The organism is Serratia sp. JSRIV001 (genome assembly GCF_019968745.1).
Taxonomy (GTDB): domain Bacteria; phylum Pseudomonadota; class Gammaproteobacteria; order Enterobacterales; family Enterobacteriaceae; genus Chania; species Chania fonticola_B.
This window is the reverse complement of the sequence record NZ_CP074147.1, coordinates 4,636,711-4,656,040: the sequence shown is the minus strand read 5'-3', so window position 1 is coordinate 4,656,040 and position 19,330 is coordinate 4,636,711. Positions and strand designations below refer to the sequence as shown.

Here is a 19,330-nt window from a genome sequence, read left to right as displayed (position 1 = left end):
ATGAGATCATGAATAGAGATGCTTTGCCACGTCGCGTGGTGGTTACGGGGTTCGGTGCGGTCACGCCATTGGGGATGAATACCGAGCAAAGCTGGGCGGCGATGATGGATTATCAACTAGGCTACCGCTATTACGATAAATCTGCCGTGGGGATCCAGTCACGTTTCTTGGGGGTGATCGACGACGAACCAGACTTGAAAGGGGTGCCTGCCGCGATCCGCCGCCGTTTGCCTCGCTTTGCCCGGTTAGCCTTGGGGGCGGCCCGTGAAGCAATGGAGATGGCTTTCCATGGGGAGAGCCCGGCGGCCTATTACGATTTGCTGGAGTGCGGCACTATCATCGGCAGCGGCTGGGCGGGCCAGGATGAAATTCAAAACAATCATGAGGACTTTTTGCGGGCAGGACTGGGTTCACCCTTTGGCTGCTTCCTGTCCATGCCGAATGTCGCGACGGCCGCCTGTAGCCTGTTCTGGGGTCTGCGTGGTTATCAAAATAGTCCGATTGCGGCCTGTGCGACCGGGACGATTGCCATTGGCGATGCGTTTGAGGTGATCCGCAGTGGCCGTGCCTCGATGATGCTGGCCGGGGCAGGAGAGTCGTTAAGCAGCGACACTGCCGTCTGGAATATCGATGTGCTGCGTGCTTTGACGAGTGAGCAGGATGATATCAGCAAGGCCTGCTGCCCGTTCAGCCTCGATCGCAATGGCTTTGTGCTATCCGAAGGTGCTGCCGTGTTGTGCCTGGAAGAACGCGAAGCCGCACTGGCTCGCGGGGCAACCATCCTGGGGGAAATCAAGGGCTACGGCAATTACTCTGATGCCTTCGACTTTACCGCTCCCGCGGAAGACAAGCTTGCCCGGGTGAAAACCATCCAGCATGCCTTGCACCAGGCCGGGGTGACGGCGGAGGAGATTGACTATATCAATGCACACGGCACCTCTACGCCCCTCAACGATCTGAATGAAACCCAGGCGATCAAGCTGGCCTTTGGCGACGCGGCCTACAGCACGCCGCTTTCCAGCACCAAGTCTTACTCCGGGCATCTGATTGCGGCGGCAGGCAGCTTTGAATCCATCATCTGCCTGCAAGCGTTGCAGCATCAGCTGATGCCCGCCACCTGTCATCTGAAAAATGCTGACCCGGAGTGCGATCTGGACTACATCAGCGAAGGGCACCGCCCGGCCCGGTTACAGAACATCTTGAATCTGAGCTTCGGCTTCGGCGGCGCTAACGCGGCGTTGGTTATCGGGCAGGCATGAGCATGATCTTCAACTACACCCTGCGCGATGCCGAGGAATGGGCTGCTTTTTCCGGCGACTACAACCCGATCCACTTTGATCTGCAACACGTACGCAAAATGGGGGCCGATCAACTGAGCGTCCACGGGATGCGTGCGATGCTGGATATGAAACGTCATCTGAGTGCGGTGCTGCTTGCGGATCCGCTGGAGCATGCCTTTTATGTGTTCAGCACCCGTATGCGCCGACCGGTGTTGTGCCAGACGCCGTATCACTTGCAGATAGCGGGCAATGGCAAGCAGATCACCGGTGAGTTGCGGGATTGTGCCACGCAGGAAAGTTGCTTCAGCAGCAAGCTGGTTCCGGCTAGGTCACTAGACTTGGTGGCTTCCGATCACGAGCATGCGCTGACCGTTAACGAGGTGATGGCACTCTGCCAGCCGTTCCCAGGGCAGGCATCGGATGCCACTCAGGCATGGAGTTTCTTTGACGCCCTGCTGTTCCAACTGCTGGTGAAATCCCCGGAAACCGTGGCGATGTTGGCGACGACGCTTCCGGAACTGCAGGCCACCACGCTGATTGAGGTGTTTGCCCAGAGCCCAGTGGTACAGACGCATCATGAGACCCACTTCAGCGCCCGATTATTCAACCCGGAAACGCTATTTGCACCCGAAGATCGGCTGTACTACCGCATTCAGCCGATGCTGGTGATCGGGAATAAAAGCAGCGGATTGGTGTTACGCACGGTGATTGAGGCCAGAACGGAGTGGCATCCGCTGCTGGCGACTTCCGTCACCTTAAAAACATGGCCAATGGCCGATCATTAACATAAGGATATAACCATGGAAAACTACCAACAGGTTTACGACACCGTCACGGAAATGATTTGTGATGCCAAAGATCTCGGGATGGCCGATCTGGCGCCAGAGATGCCCCTGCGCCAGTTGAAGCTGGACAGCCTGGACTATGTGGAGCTGATGGTGCTGGCGAAGCGCGAGTTCGGAGCCACGCTCACCGCAGAAATGTTCATCAATCAGCCGACTATGACGCTGGGTGAACTCTGTCAACACCTGGCCGATGCACAAAAGTAATCTCATGACTAAACGATGGGTGTTAGTGACCGGTGGGAGCCGGGGAATTGGCCGCGCATTGGTGGAAGAGTTGGCCAAGCAATGGAACGTGGTGTTCACATGCCGTAACGGCAAGGCGGCCAGCGCGGCGGTGATTGAAGCCTGCGCGGGGTTGCCTGGCTGGGTGGAAAGCTGCGTGTGTGACGGCAGTGACGAGCAGGCGGTGAACCTTGTAGCTCCGCAGTTGCTGGCACGCCTCGGTGCACCTTTTGCGGTGATCCATAACGCCGGGATCACGCTGGATGATTTGCATATCCAGCAAACCGGCGAGCGCTGGCGGCAGGTGATCGACACCAACCTCAACGGCATCTTTTATTGGAACCGCCACCTGCTGCCCGCCATGATGGCGCAGGGGGAAGGGGCTATGGTGCTGATGTCCTCGGTGACGGGCATCAAGGGCAACTCCGGGCAAACGGCCTACGGGGCCAGTAAGGCGGCGATGATCGGCCTGGGGAAATCTCTGTCGCTGGAAGTGGCGCGCTTTGGTATCCGAGTGAACTGCCTGTTGCCCGGGATTATCGAAAGCGAGATGACACAGGCCATTCCGCCGGAGGCGCTGAAGGCGCTGCGCAAGCAAATTCCTTTACGCCGCCTGGGCAAAGCCAGCGAGGTAGCGCGTACCACCGCGTTTCTCATCGGTGATGATAGCCGTTATATGACGGGGCAAATTTTGGTGCTAGACGGTGGTTTGACCGTCTGAGCGCGTTAATACATCCTGTATCAAGTCGGGGCACTGTCTATCGGTGCCCCTTTTTATTGCCGTACGTTCCTGCGAATTTATTTTTCTCCGTTTGATTTTCAACCCAATCATTATGCGTATTTTCCGATAAAGCTGCCTTTTTATATAGGTAGTAACTATGTTTATCATTTGTTTTATATGCTTTTATTTTGGGATTATTCTCTGGTGAGGCCACTGTCGAACACCACTGTTTTTTACTGATCATTAGGTTGCCGGGGTTAACTGTTATTGATTTTTTCATCAAGGGTTTTTTATGTTGTATTTATTGCTTTTATCCTGTTGTTATTATGTTGCGCAATTTAATCTTGCTGTTTTATTAACCTATAGCTGAGCTGAACTACTGATTTTAATCTAAATGTTAGCTAATTTGCGTTAGATCATGGGTAATTATCATTGTTCAATGACCTGGCTGTTTCGTAATTATTTATCGGCTATACTCCGCGTAGGATCCAGGATGTTATCCGAAGGCAGGGGCCAATGCTCCTGAGCGTTGTTGTGGAAATAAAAGGGAGGAAAAATCCACATAATTTTGGTGAAAAGTCAAAGAGGTACTATGACCAGTCGTAAACATTTAACGCCTTCCGAAGTGGAAAAACTGCTAGAGGCAACGCTGAAAGGCAATAACCCAGAGAGAGATTACTGTTTGATTTATATGTGTTTTATTCATGGTTGCCGCGTGAGTGAAATCAATAGTTGGCGGCTGTCAGATATCGATCTTGAAGGTGGCAATATTTATATTCATCGATTGAAAAACGGCTTCTCAACGGTTCATCCTTTGTATGTGCGCGAGCGTAAGTGTTTACAGCGTTGGATGGCCAAGAGAAAACATTATCGTGGTGCGGATAGCGAGTGGTTGTTTCTTTCTAACCGGGGATCTCGGTTATCACGCCAACGTATTTATTGGCTCATTCGTAATTACAGTGAGGCGGCCAATCTAGAGGTCAATGCACATCCCCATATGCTGCGCCATGGCTGCGGTTTTGCCTTGGCGGACCGGGGAATTGATACGCGTTTGATTCAGGATTTTCTTGGCCATAGGAATATTCAGAATACGGTGTTATATACGGCAAACAATGCCAGGCGGTTCAAGGAAGTATGGTGATTTGAGTAAGGAAAATATGTCTAATGAGTCACTTTGAACTAAATTGCAACATACTCTAAGGATACTCAAAAATAATGTCAACACTAACTATTCAATAATTCATCTTGATTAATAAAGTCATTAAATAACAATGAGTTAAATAATTTTCCCCATAATAAACCCTCATCCAGCCTTAAGTGTTTTCTTACTTGACCACCTAAAAAAATCCAAGATCGAAACTTTCCTGTTTTATAACTAGCTCATAATTCTTTTATTCCTATAATTTTCAGAGCATTAAACTATTCGTTGTTTTTTTTAAGGCCATCCATGGCACGTTAAACCAAAGGAGTCACTTTAGTTCAAAATGAATCGTTTGGCTGGAAAGGTATTACTGCCCCATTGCTATTTGCGCAGGCGTGTTTCAGTCGATGAACTAAATAAAAAGGAATGACATAGGGTTATGTCAAAAATAAACAAATGCGCGTATTTGAAGTGCATTATTTAAAAGGAAAAGTAGTCTATGAACAAGAATCTGCTCGCCGTGGCTGTACTGGCCGCCTCCGCGTTTTCCACCGCGGCGTTCGCTGCAGACGGCAAAGTAAACTTCGCTGGTGAAATCATCGATCAAGCTTGTACTGTGCATTCTGATTCAGAAAACCAGACCGTTACTCTGGGTAAAGTATTTGTCGGCGCATTCAAGGGTGGCGCTGGCGTCACTGCTGCCTCTAAGGATTTCTCCCTGATCCTGCAAGACTGCCCAGATACGGTTAAAGCGGCGACAGTGCGTTTTGATGGTATCCAGGTTGCGGGTAACGATGCCGTTCTGGCGCTGACCGATGAGCCAGGTGTTGCCACTGGCGTTGGTGTTCAGATTGCTGACAACAACAACAAAGTGATTAACCTGCACACGGATTCAAGCGTTTACCCGCTGAGCAGCACCGAAGATAACGTGCTCGGGTTTGTTGCACGTTACTACGCGACTTCAGCCACCGTCACTGCGGGTAAGGCTAACGCAGTAAGCAACTTTACCATTATCTATCAGTAAGTTTTATCCGCTCGGCTGATACGGGCGGTATAAGGCTGGTCAGGGGGGCGAAAGCCATCCCCTGGCCTTTCTCTCAATGGCCGAAGTGGTGAATAAGCAATGAAAGTCTGGCGGAGCACAATAGTCGCAGCGCTGTTACTAACCTTTGGTGCGCAGGTACAGGCGGGCATTATTGTCGGCGGAACGCGCCTGGTTTATGACGGTGGTAAAAAAGAAGCCTCTCTGGGGATTAATAACCCGGATAAGGTGCCCTATCTCATTCAGTCCTGGGTTGACACGCATGAAGGGGACACGTCCAAGGCGCCATTTATCATTACCCCTCCTTTATTCCGTTTGGATGGTGAGCAGAATAATATTCTACGCGTAGTGCGTGCTGGCGGGAATTTACCGACCGATAAAGAATCTCTCTATTGGCTGAACATCAAATCTATTCCTTCGGCTAAGAAACAGGAAAACAGTTTACAAATTGCGGTCAAGACGCGCATCAAGCTGATTTATCGCCCACAGGGGTTACCCGGTACGTTAGAGGACGCCGCCAAGACATTGACCTGGCAGCGTAGCGGTAACGCGGTTCAGGTGACCAATGCATCGCCCTATTTTATCACGCTATTCTCAGTCAAGGTTAATGGTAGTCCGCTGAAAAATGTCAGCATGGTTGCACCGAAGTCCAGTGCGCGCTTTGAACTACCCGACGGTAGTCTTGGTGGGGCATTGAGCTGGGAAGTTATTAACGATTACGGCGGTATTACTAAACCGTTTATCGGGGTTCTATAAGGCATTCACCAGATTAAATACAGCTAATCCCTGCACAGGTAGTACAGGGAAGGGACGCGGCTTGCCGGAATTTACTGGCACGGCTGATAAATGGAGTTAAATGGATGAAAAACCCGAAGCGTATAGGCTCGCGCGGATTTGACCGTACCCCGCTGACCTGGTTGATCTCATGTCAGGTTGCCATGTTAATGGGAATGTCCGGTAGCGCACAGGCCCGCGATTACTTTAACCCGGCACTGCTGGAGCTTGATAATCCGTCTCAGCGAGGGGCTGATCTGACGGTTTTTGAAGATGGCCGTACTCAGGCCCCAGGTACGTACCGGGTTGATATCTATCTGAATGGGGCGATGATCGATACCCAGGATCTTGATTTCTCCCTGCAGCGAAGCCCGGCAGGTGAGGATAGCCTGCAGCCTTGCCTAAGCAGCGATATGCTTGAGGCAATGGGCGTGAAGATCGCTTCCTTCCCCGCTATCCCGGCCTCTGGGCAGTGCGTTAATCTGGCGCAGATCATTCCCCAGGCATCGGCCTCGTTCCGTTTTAATCAACAGCGGTTGGACATCAGTATCCCCCAGGCGGCATTGAACTCGACTGTTCGTGGCTATGTTCCGCCAGACCAGTGGGATCAGGGAATACCGGCGCTGTTGGTCAACTATAACTTTAGCGGTGCCAACAGTTGGGCACGTAGCAGTAAGAGCTCGGACAGCAATAGCTATTATCTCAACCTGCGTTCAGGGATCAACCTCGGCGCCTGGCGTCTGCGTAACTACTCAACCTGGAATCGTGACTCTGAGGGTGAAAGCCACTGGGATTCCATCAATACCTATTTACAGCGCGATATCGTGGCGCTGAAGAGCCAGTTGATACTGGGCGATAGCTCCTCCCAAAGTGAGGTGTTTGACAGCGTGCCTTTCCGTGGCGGTCAGTTAGCTTCGGATGATGACATGCTGCCAGAGAGTTTGAGGGGTTATGCACCGACGGTGCGAGGCATTGCCCGCAGTAACGCTCAGGTCACGGTTCGCCAGAACGGCTATGTCATTTATCAGAGCTATGTGCCACCTGGGGCCTTTGAAATCAGCGATCTCTATCCGACGGCGGGCAGCGGCGATCTGCAAGTGAGCATTAAAGAGAGCGATGGCAGCGAGCAAAGGTTAGTGGTGCCGTTTGCTTCCGTCCCGGTGTTACAGCGGCAAGGGCGTTTCAAATACAGCCTGACCAGCGGCCAATATCGTTCATCCAACAGTAACGTGGATGATACGTTGTTTACTCAAGGCACGGCGATCTACGGCTTGCCGAGGGGGGCCACCCTCTACGGCGGCGTGCAGGCCGCCAGCAAATATCAGGCACTGGCTCTCGGCTGGGGGCAAAACATGGGGGTTATCGGCGCGTTTTCTGCCGATGTTACCCAGGCTTGGTCTAAACCTGAATTTTCTGCCAAAGAGCGCGGCCAGTCGTGGCGTATGCGTTACGGCAAGAACTTTGTCGAAACGGGTACCAGCTTCACCTTGGCCAGCTATCGTTACTCTACGGCGGGGTTCTATACGCTGCAGGAAACGTTAAATACCTATACCGGCGGCAAAACATCACAAAGTCAGAATCACAAGAAGAGCCGTGCTGAACTGTCGATGAGCCAGACGCTATGGGAAGGTGCCGGTTCACTGTCGCTCAGTCTGTACAACGAAGATTATTGGAACGATCGGCGCCGTAACCAGTCGGTGAGCGTCGGGTATAACAATAGCTGGAACAGTATCAGCTATGGCCTGAACTACACCTTCAGCAGAGATGGTTATGACAGCAGCGGCGAACGCGTCAACTACGACGACCATATTCTCGCCTTAAATATCAGCATGCCATTGGGTGGAAGGCTGTCTGACAGCTATGCAAGCTACAACCTGAATACCAGCCGTAAAGGCACCACCAGTAACTCAGTCGGCCTGAACGGTACCGCATTACCCAGTAATAACCTGAGCTATAACGTCAGCCAGGGCTACACCAGCCAGGGAGTCGGAGCTTACGGCAATAGCAGCCTTGGCTATCGTGGCGGCTTGGGCAGAGTCAACGTGGGGTATGGCTATAACCGTTCCGATCAACGCCTCAACTACGGTGTGCAGGGTGGGATCCTCTTGCACGAAGACGGTTTGACACTCTCGCAACAGATGAATGAGACAGCGGTGCTGGTGAAAGCACCGGGAGCCAAGGGTGTCAATATAGCCAACCAATCAGGAGTGACGACCGACTGGCGTGGCTATGCCGTGGTGCCTTATGCCACGGTTTATCGCAAAAACAATATTGCGATAAATACCACTACTCTGCCAGATGATGTCGATATGACGATAACCAGTCAGACGGTGATCCCAACCCGTGGTGCCATCGTGCGCGCCGAGTTCAAACCTAATGTCGGTCAGCGGGTATTGATGACCCTGTTGAGGCAGGGGGCGCCAGTACCGTTCGGTGCCACCGTAACCGATAGCAATGGGGGTGACAACGGCAGCATCGTCGGTGACGGTGGTCAGGTATTCCTCTCTGGGATGGCCGGTAGCGGCAAGTTGCAGGTCAAGTGGGGCAACGCCGCGTCACAGCAATGCCAAGTGTCTTACAGTGTGCCGGAGCAACAAGATAGCGCCGGGATCCGTTTGATGAATGGCCAATGTTTATAAAGGCTTTAATGATGAATAAATGGAAATCGTTAGTGCATTATTCAGCCATCGGGGGAGTTATCGCCTTGGGATTGGGGAGCCTGCCATCGGCGCAGGCAGCCATCGGGCAGTGCGAACCTGCAGGCTCCACTATGGGTTATCACTTTACGTTTAATCAGTTGTTCGACCATCCGGATAAGAACACGGCTGGCAAGACGTTTTATGAGGTGAATAAGGCCGAAAATGTGTGGCAGAACGAGGGGGACGGGTATCGGGTCAACTGCGACTGCGGTAGCGAAACTCGGATGAAAGAGTCGTTTATTATGGCTGTCCCAAGGGGGGCGCCTCTGCCGGATGGGGATGGTAGCAGGCAGTTCTATTCGTTGAGCGGTAGCGAGGATTTTTCTGCTGCTATGGATGTGTATATTGCCGGTGCCGTCAATAAATATTTCCCTGTGCCTTTCCCAGGTAACGGATGGCGGGGGAATGGTTTTTTTAACCGGCCTCAGGATTGTAAGGGCGTACTCTATGATAGTGGTGCACAAGGATTAGTTCATCTCTATTTCAGGCAGGCGGTTATTGGCACGTCGACAATAACGCATTCTCCCCTGTTGGATGTCTATATTAATTCGGATCCCAATGTAGGCCGGGGGAGCAGACCAACGGCTTCAGTGAGCATGAGCGGTAAGATCACCGTGCCGCAAAAATGCGAACTTAAAAATCCAATGATTACCGTGCCCTTTGGCAGCATTATGTCCACCGATTTTAAAGTTAAAGGCCAAAAGCCAAGTACCGTCCAGATACATGAAGAAACCCTGTATCTGGAGTGTACCAACCTGTCGACGCGCGCAAAAATCAGCTTGCTGTTTGAGGGCGAGGTGAATCCTCATGATCCTACTGCCCTGAAGACCACTACCACTAATGGTTCGGTGACGTCGAATAATGATGATATTGCGATCAGAATTGAAGAAAAACGTGGCGGGAACACTCAGGTTATTTCGCCTGGGGATCGGCTATCAATGGAAATGAATGGCTTGGGTAATATCAATAGCGATAGTCAGACGACATTGAATTTCTACCCTATTAGCACGACCGGCAAAGCACCGAAAGTTGGAGACTTTGAGGCAACTGCGACTATTACGGTAAAAATGGAATAATCCCGTTTGCATCGGCAATCTCGAACTTTCTGCGAAAGTAAGTTTAACTAAAATGGAGAAGGATAGTTATTATGGATATGAAAGCAATTTTTAAAACGACTGCATTGTGCCTGGCTCTCGGTGGTATGGGGATCAGTTACTCGGCTCTGGCGGTCGATGCACGTATAAAGATCACCGGTACGGTTAAAGCTTCGCCATGTACGGTCGATGCAGTGGGGGGCGATGTAAACGTGAATTTGGGGGAGATCAAGGCACATACTCTGACTGCGGGTGCGGGGAGCGATTGGCAGAGTTTTAGTCTGGATCTGAGTGACTGCCCAGTTTCAACCACTAACGTTACTGCGGCATTCACCGGTACGGCAGCGGAGGAAAGCACGGATTTGTATAAGAACGAGGCGGCCAATCCTGCCGGTGCCGTGCAGATTGAAATGGTTGATGGCAGTTCATCAGCTAATCGCCGGTTGGGCAGCGGCAGTGATATGACCGTGGCTGTCGATCACTCCACCAATAAAGCGAGTTTCCCGCTGAAGGCGCGCGCTTTTAGCACTAACGGTGGTGCAACCCCAGGCAGTATTGAGGGCGTTGTGCAGGTGGCACTCACCTATCAGTAATCACCAGTAATACCCTCTAGCCATAAGAAAACCTGGCCCCACTTTTTTATGGTAGCTTTACCTGTGTCTGTTGGGTTAATTGCCTGGGGCTTATTAATTGTTGGTAGCTGACTTTATTTTCAATGTGTTGTTTGATCAATAAAAACAAGAAAAGATAGCCCTCATAAATATGAGAGGGAATGACATTTTTGCACACCAATTTATCAAGGAAGTAAAAAAGGGTATTTAGCAGAAATGGGAGGTTTAATATGACAGTGGTTCATACTTATCAGAGAGGGAGTGCGCATTCCCCCAGCCCTTATGGGCTAAAAGGGGACGGTGTGATTGTAATGGAATCTTGCCCCATCACGGCACTCGGAATGCGTAATATTTTGGCCCAGTCCTGTGGACTGACGGACGAGGTACAGCGGGTCAGTAATCTGGAGCAAATCCCAGGATTGATGCGCCACCGTCCGGCCCGGCTGTTGATTATGGAACTGTGTGGTGAAGAAGAGTCGGTTCTGGATGGTTTAAGGCTGATTGCGCAGTGCCTGGAGCATTGGCCAACCACGGCGATGATCGTGTGTACCGCTCTTGACGATCCTCGGGTGCTGCAATTGCTGACCGCATCAGGTATCAAAGGGCTGGTGCTCAAACAGGAGCCTGGCGTTGCGCTGGCGCAATGCGTAAAGCAGGTCTTATCTGGCTGTCGCAGCTATAGCCATAAGGTGCGTCAATTGCTGAGCAGTCAGTCTGCCATTGGCAAAGCCTTGACGTCCCGTGAACTGGATGTGTTGACGCACCTGTTTTCCGGTAAAAGCGTGACCACCGCGGCGTTGATGATGCACCGTGATGTCCGCACCGTCAGCACCCATAAGCGCAATGCGATGCACAAGTTGGGCTTTCAGAATGATGGTGAACTTTATTTGCAAGGCAAGTGGATGGCAAAGACCGGCCCGGTGTTTGCCCGCTAACCCTTGATACCGCTATGCACTTGTTCTCTGGATGGGATCAACGAGATATTTATACAGGAGTCGTCTATGCAACCGTTGTCACAAAAGCCGCTTGGCTTGGCGTTAATGGATCGCAGCCCACTCACACTTACTGGGCTGTCTTGCTTTCTTGGCACGCTTAACGTCGCCAATGAGATTATCGTGCAGGAAACCAGCATGGCTGCGGTTGCCGAAAGGTTGCTGTACCAACCCGTCGATATTCTCATCACCGAACTTAATGGCCTGAATGAAACCATCGCACAGTGCCGGGAAGTTCTACTTAATTTGTGTGCGCAGCAGCCTGAGTTACGTGTCATTGTTTACACCCGCAGCCAGACAGGGGAGGATCTGTGCAAGCTGCTTGATGTGGCCAATATCAGCGTGGTATCCCGTGGGGATGAATTGCCGTTGGTCGGGGAGTTTTTTCACCGGGTATTTAACGGTGAGCGCGTATTGAGCCCGTTGATTGGCTCTTATCTGGCGCGTAGCGATCCTGAAGATGTTTCAAGCCTGCATCATCTGACCCGCTGCGAAAATGATGTTCTGTCGTTCTTGTTCAACGGGATGAGCCTGCGGGAAATTGCTGAACTGCAACAACGCAGCATCAAGACCATCAGCGCGCACAAATGTAATGCCATGCGCAAACTACAGGTTAAAAACGACAGCGAGCTGTTCTCGCTGAGAAAAAACATTAGCCAGCAGTTTGCCGATTGATGGCTAAAATCGTTGCCCCGCCTTGCTGTCATCAAGTATGGCGGGGCATACCGCCCATCGTGATCGTCTCTGATATATAACGTAAGAATATTGGCTGTTGCACGGCTAACGACATCTGCGAAGTAAAAAATGTGGTACCAGTTTGAATCGGTGGCCTGCGTTGGGTTAAATATGTATTACCCGGAAGCGTTCAACATTGCTGGCAGTATAAATAACGGTGTTCTGAATGTTGCGATGGCCCAGGTAATCTTGAATGAGCCTGGTGTCGATCCCTCTGTCTGCCAGGGCATAGCCGCAGGAGTGGCGGAGCATATGGGGATGGACCTGGACGTCGATACCGGCTAATTCACCGTAGGACTTTATTAATCGGTAAAGTTGTTGGCGTGAAATTTGCCCACCGTGGCGAGAAAGAAACAGCCAGGGGCTATCAGGTTCCAGGTAGCTTGGGCGTTTTGCCAGCCAACGGCTCAGTGCGATACGCTCACGGATTTGAATAGGATGTTGGACTGAAAAACCGTTCTTTAGGCGCGATACGTGTAAGCGGTTGGTGGCCAGGTCAATATCCTCCAGCCGCAGCCCCCGTAGTTCACTGACGCGTAACCCATGAATAAAGCACATCAACAGCATACAGCGATCGCGGCAACCGTTGGCGCCGTCCGGGACGGCGGAGATCATTCTCTCAATTTCAATATGGCTGAGATATTTGCGTTTTGTCATTCTCTATCCCTAAGTTAAATAAAGCAAATATGACGGGTATTTATTCATTTAAACATTGAATACCCTGATCAGCAAACAAAATAGCAGTGTTACTGCGGCATTAATCCTGCGGCATTATCTTATTACTAGGTTTGCAGCGGGGTTAATGGTTATTCATTAAGAAAAAATCAACTCACTTGATCATCAGGAAACCCGGGTTGATGGGTTTAAAAATCGTGTATTTATAAATGCCCCCCAATCTAACAGGTTAGTTGTTTATCTAAATAGACTTGAACATCTTTGGGTTTATACCTATTTTTGAGATTTTTATTATTGTGTTAATAATGTTTTTAGCTAGACAAACAGCTGCTTGCTCTATATTTGCTTTAGTTATCGCCCCGCGTTTGGCCTGCACGGGCAGGCCAGGGCCAGCATCTGCCCGCCCAACAAAATGAGAATTGTTATTGATATCACGCTTTCGCCCACTACAATGCCCGCCAGTGCATGATTTTTGAATAGGGTTTCTGATGGAGTTGTTACGGGTGGTGTTCCAGCAGTATCGCTGGCCGTTTCTGGCGGTAATGGCGTTAACCATGGCCAGTGCGGCGTTGGGGATTGGCATCATTGCATTTATTAACGTGCAACTGATGGGGGCGGCGGGTAACCCGCTAGTGGTGTTGCCGCAGTTTCTCGGCCTGTTGGCCCTGCTGATGGCTGTTACGCTCGGTTCTCAGTTGGCGTTGACCACTTTGGGGCACTATTTTGTTTATCGGCTGCGTGGCCAACTGGTAAAGCGCATATTGGATACCCATATTGAACGGTTGGAGCAGTTGGGCAGTGCCTCACTGTTGGCTAGCCTGTCGAGCGATATTCGCAATATCACCATTGCTTTTGTCCGCCTACCGGAGTTGGTTCAGGGGGTGATCCTGACCCTGGGATCGGCTGCCTATCTGGGCTGGCTGTCGCCTGCCATGCTGGGTGTGACCGCGATATGGGTGACGATCACCATTTTGGGAAGTTGGTATCTGGTCTCGCGGGTTTATAGCCACCTGAGCAGCGTGCGCGAAGCGGAAGAGCGGCTCTATCTGCATTATCAAGCGGCGATCGACGGGCGCAAAGAATTGGCGCTGAACCGCGATCGGGCAAAAATGCTATTCCAGCAGGCTTACGAGCCCGATGCCGGTGACTACCGTTATCATATTATCCGTGCAGATACGTTCCACCTTAGCGCCGTGAACTGGTCAAATATCATGATGCTGGGCGCCATCGGTCTGGTGTTCTATATGGCGAACAGCTTGGGTTGGGCGAACACCACGATAGCGGCGACCTATTCCCTGACCTTACTGTTCCTGCGTACCCCCTTATTACAGGCGGTTGGGGCATTCCCGACGCTGATTGCGGCCGAAGTGGCCTTCAATAAAGTGAAGGCGCTCAAACTGGCAGACTATGATCCGGCATTTCCGGCTCCACAGGCTCGTACGTGGCAAACGCTGGAACTGCGCGACGTGGCATTCCACTATGCGGCGGGCGAACAGCAATCAGGGTTTGCGGTTGGGCCGATCAATTTGACGTTACGGCGGGGCGAACTGGTATTCCTGATTGGCGGCAACGGCAGCGGTAAATCGACGCTGGCCATGCTGCTCACTGGGCTGTATGTGCCCGTTAGTGGGCAGATCCTGCTGGATGGCCAACCGATTACGGTCGCCGATCGTGAAGATTATCGCCGCCTGTTCTCTGCCATCTTTACGGATTTCTACCAGTTTCACCATCTGTTGGGGCCGCAAGGGGAACAGCCGGACGCCGAACTGGTGGAGACCTGGTTGCAGCGCCTGAAAATGAAAAGCAAATTGGAGTTCGACGGTACGCGCGTCACCAATCCGCAACTGTCACAAGGGCAGCGCAAGCGCCTGGCCCTGTTGCTGGCGGTGGCTGAAAAGCGGGATATTTTACTGCTGGATGAGTGGGCGGCGGATCAGGATCCCCAGTTCCGCCGTACTTTCTACCGCGAGTTACTGCCTCAGCTGCGCGAAATGGGAAAAACCGTGTTTGCCATCAGCCATGACGACCATTACTTTGAACATGCGGATCGCCTGTTGCAAATGCGAGATGGCCATCTGAGCGAACTGATTGGGGATGAGCGCCATCAGGCGAGCCGGGACTCCGTCAGCCAGCTTGATTGAATTGCTTAATTTGTCGGGGCGCTAATATTCGCCCCGACATAGCGAGTCGGTTGAGGAATATCTGTCGCCTCATAGGTTTAGGCTAGTTGAGTGATTGTTTATATCGATAATCAAAATCGCCGCCAATGATTTACTCTGTGTCTTGGGGAAAACGGTACATGGCATTGCGCTTGTGGTACCGATTTTAATTGGCAACAGGGTAGTCAGGGGAGCAGGAACGCGCCGATGCATAATCACTCACTCATTCCCACCACAGAGGTCCCACTAGCGGAAACGCTAAAATTTCCGCCATCCTGGCAGCTCAATGAGCGGCAACAGCGCTTTATTGAAGATCTTTGGCTGGAGGAAGATCATGCCGTGCCCGGTTCAGCCGATAATCTTGCGACGCCCGGCCAAGATGCCGAACAGCATCTGCAGCAGCGTTAACCCTAGCAAAATCGTCAACGGCACCGTCCAGCCTTGCGTCAAATCATGCACCAGGCCAAACAAGGTCGGCCCCAGTGCGGCCAGCAGATAGCCGATAGACTGTGCCATCCCTGACAGCACCGTTGCCTGATGATGGTGCTGGCTGCGTAGACCAAAGAAGGACAGCGCCAGCACCAATGAACTCCCCGCCCCCAGCCCGGCAAAGATCAACCAGATAAGCGAGTGGGCAGGCAGCAACAGCAATCCGCCGACGCCAATAAAGATCAACAGCGAACTGACCAGTGCGATCCCCCGCTGGTCGCGCGCGCGTGGCAGTGCAAACACCATCACAAAGTTGGCGGCGATCGCCACGATCTGATAAACAAACAGCTCGAAGCCCGCCTGCTGCGGTGAGGTGCCGTGGCTGGCGGCAAAGGCGCTGAACCAACCGATAATGGTATAGAAGGTGATGGATTGCAGCCCCATGAACAAGGCCACCTGCCAACCCAGGGCGCTGCTCCAGGGGGAACGAAAGGTTTCTGCGGCCACCGGCGTGCCGGTTCGGGTAACCGGAGTGGGCTTGCGCTTCAGTTGGGGTAGCCAGATGGCCAGCGCGATAAACGCCGGTAGGCTCCAGCACAGCAATGAAAAACGCCAGCCGTTATCGTTGAATGCCGCTAACGGCACCGCCATGCCGGAGGCGATAGCGGCCACCAGTGACATCACGGCTGCATAGGTACTGATCATCACTGCCGCCCGATGAGGAAAATCGCGTTTTACCAGCGTGGGTAATACCACGTTGGCAAAGGCGATGGCCGCGCCTATCAGCATCGTCCCCAACCACAGCATGCCATCCCAAGGTTGTGAACGCAGCACGATCCCGGCGACCAGCAGCGCCAGCGCCAGCCCAAGGGTGCGCTCAATTCCGATGCGCTTGGCCAGCGACGGCGTTAATGGCGATAACACCGCAAACAGGATCAGCGGCAGGGAGTTGAGTAACCCGGCAGCGGTGGCAGAAAGCATCAGTTGGCGCTGGATCTGTTCCAGTAACGGGCCTACGCTGGTTAAAGGAGCGCGCAGGTTAGCCGCCACCAGCATGATGCCGGCCAGCAATAAGAAACGCGTCAAACGGCTGCGTTTAACAACACAATTTGCGGATGGTTCGGGTTGGGGCATGAGATCCTCGCATCAGGCATGCAGCCAATCATTACTGCATGACGAGATGCGTTGATTGACGTTAACGCTTACGTACAGGCAGGGCTGCCAGTATCTACGCGCCAGTTTAGGAAAGATATCCCCGCCTGACAAGAGGTTAAGGAAGCGCCGCTTGGCACCCACCAGGTGACTTTGATCAACGCGAGGGAAACTATTGCTGGCAGCATTGCCCGCTATAACGGATAGTAACGGCAGTAAACTTATTGTGAGGAATCGCTATGTCTTCTTTCTACAGCCCCCGCCGTATTGTGCTTTACACCATCGCCGTGATCGTGATTTTGGTGATTGTCGGTCTGGTGACCCACCTGGGTGTCGGTTGGCTAAACTGAGCCAATTAACAGTTTTGTGATGTTGATCACCTAAGGAAAGAAAAGCCTTTTCGCTGCTGCCCGCCAAAGCCGCTTTCACTGTGCTATTTTTCACATACTCTTAACCTGCCGCCCTATCGGCCTGCGGCAGATTTCACTTTTCTCGCGCCCGCCGAGGAAATAGTTTCATTTCATTTCGATCCGAAAGCTTTTTACCCCCATTTGCTGCTAAAACTGCCCTGTAACCCCGATCACAATTTCATTGCTTTCGCTTTGTTGTAATACCGCCGCAGTAGAGCGAAAGCCATCATCTCCCGGCCAAAACCGGAAACCTGAGGACCTATTGCTCATGCCAGTGAACACCGCTAAACGACGTGAACACATTATCGATTTGCTCTGCGAGCACGGAAGCGTGCGGGTGGAACAGCTCAGCAAACAGTTTGCCGTTTCCACGGTGACGATCCGCAACGATCTGCGCTTTCTGGAACGTAAAGGCTGTGCGCTGCGTGCCTATGGCGGGGCGATGCTCAACCAGCAGTTTGCCTTCGACCGCCCGCTACATGACAAGGGGCGCTTGAACCGCGATGTGAAATCACAGATTGCCTGCCGAGCAGCAAGCTACGTGCGTGACGGTGATGCGCTGATCCTGGACTCCGGTTCCACCACGGCCCAGATCGTGCCCTGGTTGAAACCGCGCCGCGATCTGGTGGTGATGACCAATGCGCTGAACATTGCCTATGAGCTGTCAGGTTACGACGGGGTGGAAGTGATGGTGTTGGGGGGAAGCGTCCGGCAGAACTCCTATTCGCTCTATGGCCCGGCTGCCGAGCAGCAATTGCGCCAGTACCGCTTCGACAAACTGTTTCTGGGCGTCGACGGTTTCGATCTGGTTGCGGGGATCACTACGCCTCACCCCGGTGAGGCACACCTCAATCGTGTGATGTGCGAGGTGGCGCGCGAAATAATCGCGGTAGCGGATGCCAGCAAGTTTGGTCGCAAGAGCTTTTGCATGATCCGCGAAGTCGGGCAAATTCATCGGCTGATCACAGATAGCCGTCTTCCACAAGATTATCAGCAGGCGCTCAGCGATTTAGGCGTAGATGTGGTGATAGCCGATCGCGAGTAGGGCGCCCTCATGGGGGATTCATGCAGCAGTGGTTACAACTGGTAGCACAGCACAAGGCCGGCCAGCCGGTGGGGATATTTTCCGTTTGCTCCGCGCATCCTTGGGTATTGCAGGCCGCCTTGCGGCAGGCAAAGGCACGTGGCACGCCGGTATTGATCGAAGCGACGTCAAACCAGGTTAACCAGTTTGGCGGCTACACCGGCCAGACCGCCGCACAGTTTCGTGATGCGCTGTGGCAGATGGCGGATGACATCGGGTTACCAAGGAGCGCTATTTGGCTGGGGGGCGATCATCTTGGCCCCAACGCCTGGCAAGACCGCCCGGCACAAGAGGCGATGGCGCTATCCGAAACCCTGATTGACGACTATGTGCGCGCCGGATTTCGCAAGATCCACCTCGACTGCTCCATGTCCTGCGCTGACGATCCCACCCCGTTGGGTGATGAAGTGGTGGCGCAGCGTGCGGCGCGTCTGTGTGCGGTGGCAGAACGAGCCTGGCAGCAAGCGGGTGGTGAAGCTCCGGTATATGTGATCGGAACCGAAGTACCGGTGCCGGGCGGTGCGCAGGAAACGCTGCAAGGCATCCAGGTGACTACGCCACAGGCAGTCTCCGCCACGTTAGAAGCGCACCGTCATGCCTGGCAGCAGGCAGAGCTGAGCAGCGCCTGGTCACGAGTGATCGCCTTGGTAGTGCAACCCGGCGTCGAGTTCGACCATCACAGCGTCGAACATTACCAACCGCAGGCGGCGCAGGAATTGAGCCGCTTTATCGAACGCCAACCGGGTTTGCTGTATGAGGCCCATTCGACCGACTACCAGGCACCGAAGGCTTATTCGCAACTGGTGCGTGACCATTTCGCCATTCTGAAAGTCGGCCCGGCGCTCACCTTTGCGCTGCGTGAGGCGCTGTTTGCCCTCGATCGGATCGAACGTGAATGGTTGGGGGAGCATCGTTCAGCCCAGCTGTGCGCCACGCTTGAGCAGGTGATGCGTGAACAGCCGCAGCAGTGGAGCCGCTATTATCACGGCAGCCCGCATCAACAGTATCTGGACCGGCACTACAGCCTGAGCGATCGCGTGCGCTATTACTGGCCGCAACCACAGGTTCAGCAGGCCGTGGATGCGCTGATGGACAATCTACGGAGTAACCCAATCCCGCTGGCCTTGCTCAGCCAGTATTTACCCGATCAGGCACGGGCCTTGAATGCCGGTGAGCTGAGCCAGGATCCGCAAGATTGGGTGATCCACAAAATTACCCAGGTGCTCGACGACTACCACTCAGCCTGTTACCCGGAGGTGCGCTGA

The 19,330-nt window shown here is 52.8% G+C and carries 17 protein-coding genes; 15 read left to right on the top strand and 2 right to left on the bottom strand.

The annotated features are described in order from the left end of the window. Nucleotides 1-8: 8 nt before the first annotated feature. The 12 genes from KGP17_RS21565 to KGP17_RS21510 all read left to right on the top strand — a co-directional run bounded on the left by KGP17_RS21565 (nt 9) and on the right by KGP17_RS21510 (nt 12,096). The gene (locus KGP17_RS21565; protein ID WP_094981491.1) at nt 9-1,259 is read left to right on the top strand and encodes a beta-ketoacyl synthase; all 1,251 of its coding nucleotides are present in this window, start codon (nt 9-11) and stop codon (nt 1,257-1,259) included. Beyond that, nucleotides 1,256-2,065 (top strand): MaoC/PaaZ C-terminal domain-containing protein, encoded by an 810-nt coding sequence (locus KGP17_RS21560; protein WP_223498296.1) that lies wholly within the window; start codon nt 1,256-1,258, stop codon nt 2,063-2,065. The genes KGP17_RS21565 and KGP17_RS21560 overlap by 4 nt, the downstream gene beginning before the upstream one ends. 15 nt (nt 2,066-2,080) lie before the next feature. Further along, on the top strand, nt 2,081-2,329 hold the full coding sequence (locus tag KGP17_RS21555; RefSeq protein WP_209554722.1) for an acyl carrier protein: 249 nt from the start codon (nt 2,081-2,083) through the stop codon (nt 2,327-2,329). Nucleotides 2,330-2,333: 4 nt separating this feature from the next. After that, nucleotides 2,334-3,068, top strand: coding sequence for an SDR family NAD(P)-dependent oxidoreductase (locus KGP17_RS21550; RefSeq protein WP_223498295.1), 735 nt, complete (start codon nt 2,334-2,336; stop codon nt 3,066-3,068). 592 nt (nt 3,069-3,660) lie between these two features. Further along, the gene (locus KGP17_RS21545; protein ID WP_223498294.1) at nt 3,661-4,209 is read left to right on the top strand and encodes a tyrosine-type DNA invertase; all 549 of its coding nucleotides are present in this window, start codon (nt 3,661-3,663) and stop codon (nt 4,207-4,209) included. 499 nt (nt 4,210-4,708) lie between these two features. Beyond that, nucleotides 4,709-5,233, top strand: coding sequence for a fimbrial protein (locus tag KGP17_RS21540; RefSeq protein ID WP_021806160.1), 525 nt, complete (start codon nt 4,709-4,711; stop codon nt 5,231-5,233). Between the two features lie 99 nt (nt 5,234-5,332). Then, entirely contained in the window at nt 5,333-6,007 is a 675-nt protein-coding gene (locus tag KGP17_RS21535) for a molecular chaperone (RefSeq protein WP_021806159.1), read from the top strand. Between the two features lie 104 nt (nt 6,008-6,111). Further along, nucleotides 6,112-8,664 (top strand): fimbria/pilus outer membrane usher protein, encoded by a 2,553-nt coding sequence (locus KGP17_RS21530; protein ID WP_059201673.1) that lies wholly within the window; start codon nt 6,112-6,114, stop codon nt 8,662-8,664. Further along, on the top strand, nt 8,655-9,800 hold the full coding sequence (locus tag KGP17_RS21525; protein ID WP_037375677.1) for a fimbrial protein: 1,146 nt from the start codon (nt 8,655-8,657) through the stop codon (nt 9,798-9,800). Before KGP17_RS21530 ends, KGP17_RS21525 begins: the two co-directional genes overlap by 10 nt. Before the next feature lie 71 nt (nt 9,801-9,871). Continuing rightward, nucleotides 9,872-10,411 carry a fimbrial protein gene (locus KGP17_RS21520; RefSeq protein ID WP_021806156.1) on the top strand — a complete coding sequence of 180 codons (540 nt, stop codon included), beginning with the start codon at nt 9,872-9,874 and terminating at the stop codon, nt 10,409-10,411. 359 nt (nt 10,412-10,770) lie between these two features. After that, the gene (locus KGP17_RS21515; RefSeq protein WP_021179842.1) at nt 10,771-11,364 is read left to right on the top strand and encodes a response regulator transcription factor; all 594 of its coding nucleotides are present in this window, start codon (nt 10,771-10,773) and stop codon (nt 11,362-11,364) included. A 66-nt stretch (nt 11,365-11,430) separates the two neighbouring features. Next, nucleotides 11,431-12,096, top strand: a complete 666-nt coding sequence (locus KGP17_RS21510; protein ID WP_021806155.1) for a response regulator transcription factor — start codon at nt 11,431-11,433, stop codon at nt 12,094-12,096. A gap of 165 nt (nt 12,097-12,261) precedes the next feature. Here KGP17_RS21510 and KGP17_RS21505 read toward each other — a convergent pair whose 3' ends face one another. Then, complete coding sequence (locus tag KGP17_RS21505; RefSeq protein ID WP_024485021.1) at nt 12,262-12,813, bottom strand: tyrosine-type DNA invertase; 552 nt, start codon at nt 12,811-12,813, stop codon at nt 12,262-12,264. Nucleotides 12,814-13,319: 506 nt separating this feature from the next. On the opposite strand from KGP17_RS21505, the gene KGP17_RS21500 reads away from it, so the two are divergent. Next, nucleotides 13,320-14,972 (top strand): multidrug ABC transporter permease/ATP-binding protein, encoded by a 1,653-nt coding sequence (locus tag KGP17_RS21500; RefSeq protein ID WP_115159702.1) that lies wholly within the window; start codon nt 13,320-13,322, stop codon nt 14,970-14,972. 366 nt (nt 14,973-15,338) lie between these two features. Here the strand turns inward: KGP17_RS21500 and KGP17_RS21495 are convergent, their stop codons facing one another. Continuing rightward, a complete protein-coding gene (locus tag KGP17_RS21495; protein ID WP_223498293.1) occupies nt 15,339-16,553 on the bottom strand; it encodes an MFS transporter in 1,215 nt (404 codons plus the stop codon). 696 nt (nt 16,554-17,249) lie between these two features. Between KGP17_RS21495 and agaR the strand changes: the two genes are divergently transcribed. Both agaR and KGP17_RS21485 read left to right on the top strand, forming a co-directional pair. Then, nucleotides 17,250-18,026, top strand: a complete 777-nt coding sequence (gene agaR, locus KGP17_RS21490; protein WP_037375671.1) for a transcriptional repressor AgaR — start codon at nt 17,250-17,252, stop codon at nt 18,024-18,026. 20 nt (nt 18,027-18,046) lie between these two features. Beyond that, entirely contained in the window at nt 18,047-19,330 is a 1,284-nt protein-coding gene (locus KGP17_RS21485; protein WP_223498292.1) for a D-tagatose-bisphosphate aldolase, class II, non-catalytic subunit, read from the top strand.